Below are 2,536 nucleotides of genomic sequence, written 5' to 3'. Positions count from 1 at the left end.
TTTGTTGGTCTGTGATGTCCTTCTTCTCCGCCTCAAGGTGCTCGTATTGCTCAATAAACTGGCGCAGCTCTTCGGCGGCGACAGCATAGGCGCGGTTGCGCACCTCGCGATCTGCGGGGGTCTCTTTCATGGGGGTCTGATCGAGCATCCTGTCTCCAGAAGAAAAAGGGGCCCAGGCGCGGAGTCGCTTGAACGCCTGGGCCAGTTGCCCGGCTGGGAGTCAACGGCAGTCGGGATAGAGGGGCGCCGCGGCGAAGCTCGGGTCGCACAAATGCGGCTCAAGCGCTGCGGCGAGGTTCAACGCGGTGCGCAGGCCGAGGTTGGCAAAGAGCAGCCCGGCGGCGAGGATCGCGGCAAAGGTCGAGAGCGGGAAGGCGGGCCGATGCGGCGCGGTGAGCCCGTCGCGCAGTCGCAGAAATCTGGGTTCATCGCGCCGCATCATCGCCTCCTGTGAGTGGTGGTTGGTGATGAAGCATGTAAGCGGTAAAACTACCGCTGTCAATTGGGTAGAGGTAATAAAACCGCTTCCAGGGTTTCGCGTGGCTTAGTTTTGACCGCTTAACGAGTGGTGGCTGAGCCGGATCCGAAAGCCTGATCGAATGCTAGGTTTCCGAACACGAAGCGCCCCATTGAGCCGTCGCTAAGCTTGCCAGTTGCTGTGCCTGACAGTTGATCCATGCTGCGGGTGATCAGCAGTCGGCCAGTACGCCCATCATTGCAGGTTACGTCTGCCCAGATGGTTGGTGTCTGAGTGAGTGAGTCATAAGTTCCTTTGCAGGTCAGCCCGTCGATCGTCGAGGCTTCGAAGGTTCCAATGCCACTGGTCTTCGCTGTTGCTGAACCTTGAGCGGGTTCCTTGCCGATCATCCCTGTAACGGGAACAGAGAATTCGCAGCCGCTCAGAACTATCGCTGCGCTGATTAGGAGCGCTGGGGCGGTATTGGCTGCTTTCATCATGTGCTTAATAGAGTTGGGGGTGGAAATGTAGATTGGCAATCTTGCCTCCTATATCTTCTTCACAAATTCAGGCGGCAGGCTGAACCGTACTGGAGCCGCCCACTTGAGCCTGATGCCATGCATGTTCTCTGCCTCTGGGTTCAGTGAGATCAGGCTGAAAGTCCCTTCTTCGCTGCCGACCTTGATCTGTTTCACCCATGCCTTGCCGCTCTCGTCTTCGCATACACAGATCCGACCGATTGCTTCCATTGGCACGCTGATGGTCTCTCGACTGTAGAAGAGCACGGCTCCTGGTTCATATGTCGGCATCATGCTTGTGCCTTCAACTTCGACCGCGACAATACCGTGCGGGTTGATCTGAGGCGGGCAGGCGACATGGTAGAGGCCTTGGCCTTTGGCGAAGGCGTCCACCAAATAGACTTTAGCGCCCGCACCGACTCTTCCTGCCACCGCAATCGCGGGAGGGGGCGACGCTTCATCCTCGATGCCATGCAGCAACCACAACTCAGAAACACCAAGTGCTGTTGCCACCTTGCTCACCGAGCTCACATTGGCGCCCGCAGTCTCGTCACCTGCGTCAAAACGTCTTCGCCAATTGCGAATTCCGTCTTTTGACATGCCGGCGGCCTTTGAGAGTCCCGCTTCCGAGAGCCCCATTTCGTTCGCCTTCATGGCGATGCGCGCAAGAACTTGGCCCATGTCCATGACGTTAAAATTACCGCATGCTTCCGAATCCGGTGAGCGGTAAGATGACCGTTTACAATGCGGTAAAAAAACCGCATAACGTGCACTATGCAGACTATCGAAGCATTTTTGGCGCGGGCTGATGCCTACAAGCGAGCGGCTGGTGTCGATCACGACAGCACCGTTTCGCATCGTGTCTTTGGCGACTGCAAAAAACTGTCGGCCCTCAGAGGGGGAGCGGACATCACTCTGCGCCGCTTCAACGAGGCGATGCGTTGGTTTGACGAAAACTGGCCTGCCACCGATGGCTCCTCTGCCCCTTTCCAAAACTCTTCGACCGATGCCCGGCATGATGACGCGTCCAAAGGAAATATCCCATGAGAAACGGCATTCTGATCTCGCAAGAAGATGCGGCGCGGCGCATGGAAGATGCACTGCGGCTGCGGGTCGGGCGCGGGCGGCGGTTCTCGTTTCCGGCGCTGTCGGATGCGACGGGGATCCCGACGCGCACGCTGGAAAGCTATGTGCAAGGCGCGACGCCCCAGTTGAATGCGCTCCTGTCGATCTGCTCGGTTCTCGGGTCGAGCTTCACGAGCGACATCCTGTCTGTCTGCGGGCAGGCGGCGCATGACGCCAGTCCGGGGGATGCAGAGCACCTGCGCGTTGTGGCCTCGCTTGGCGAGCTGGTGACGCAAATTTCCGAGGCTGTGGCAGATGGTTATGTTGATCACCGCGAGGCGGCACAGATGCGCCCGCTCGCTGCGCGGTTGATCGAGTTGCTGGAGCCGCTCGCGCATGCCCCGGTGCCACGGGGGCGGGGATGACGGGCTTTGCGGCGACGGTGATCGAGGGCGGGTCTGGCGAGGCGCATCTGGCGCTTCGGGTCGAGACCGGG

5 protein-coding genes are annotated in these 2,536 nt (G+C 59.3%); 1 reads left to right on the top strand and 4 read right to left on the bottom strand.

Features of this window, described 5'->3' with window-relative positions; translation table 11 throughout:
- The 4 genes from ACFSM0_RS16255 to ACFSM0_RS16240 all read right to left on the bottom strand — a co-directional run.
- A partial coding sequence (locus ACFSM0_RS16255) for a GapR family DNA-binding domain-containing protein (RefSeq protein WP_377392862.1) occupies window positions 1-148 on the bottom strand: 148 nt, incomplete at its 3' end.
- A gap of 72 nt (window positions 149-220) precedes the next feature.
- Entirely contained in the window at window positions 221-439 is a 219-nt protein-coding gene (locus ACFSM0_RS16250; RefSeq protein WP_377392874.1) for a hypothetical protein, read from the bottom strand.
- Window positions 440-558: 119 nt separating this feature from the next.
- Window positions 559-996: a hypothetical protein gene (locus ACFSM0_RS16245; protein ID WP_377392871.1), complete on the bottom strand. Its 438-nt coding sequence runs from the start codon at window positions 994-996 to the stop codon at window positions 559-561.
- Window positions 997-1,005: 9 nt separating this feature from the next.
- The gene (locus ACFSM0_RS16240; protein WP_377392868.1) at window positions 1,006-1,992 is read right to left on the bottom strand and encodes a S24 family peptidase; all 987 of its coding nucleotides are present in this window, start codon (window positions 1,990-1,992) and stop codon (window positions 1,006-1,008) included.
- A gap of 26 nt (window positions 1,993-2,018) precedes the next feature.
- On the opposite strand from ACFSM0_RS16240, the gene ACFSM0_RS16235 reads away from it, so the two are divergent.
- Window positions 2,019-2,465, top strand: coding sequence for a hypothetical protein (locus tag ACFSM0_RS16235; protein ID WP_377392865.1), 447 nt, complete (start codon window positions 2,019-2,021; stop codon window positions 2,463-2,465).
- Window positions 2,466-2,536 lie beyond the last annotated feature (71 nt).

Origin of the sequence: Rhodobacter lacus, from assembly GCF_042683065.1 — a bacterium.
Classification (GTDB): domain Bacteria; phylum Pseudomonadota; class Alphaproteobacteria; order Rhodobacterales; family Rhodobacteraceae; genus Rhodobacter; species Rhodobacter lacus.
This window is presented reverse-complemented; position numbering and strand designations above follow the sequence as displayed.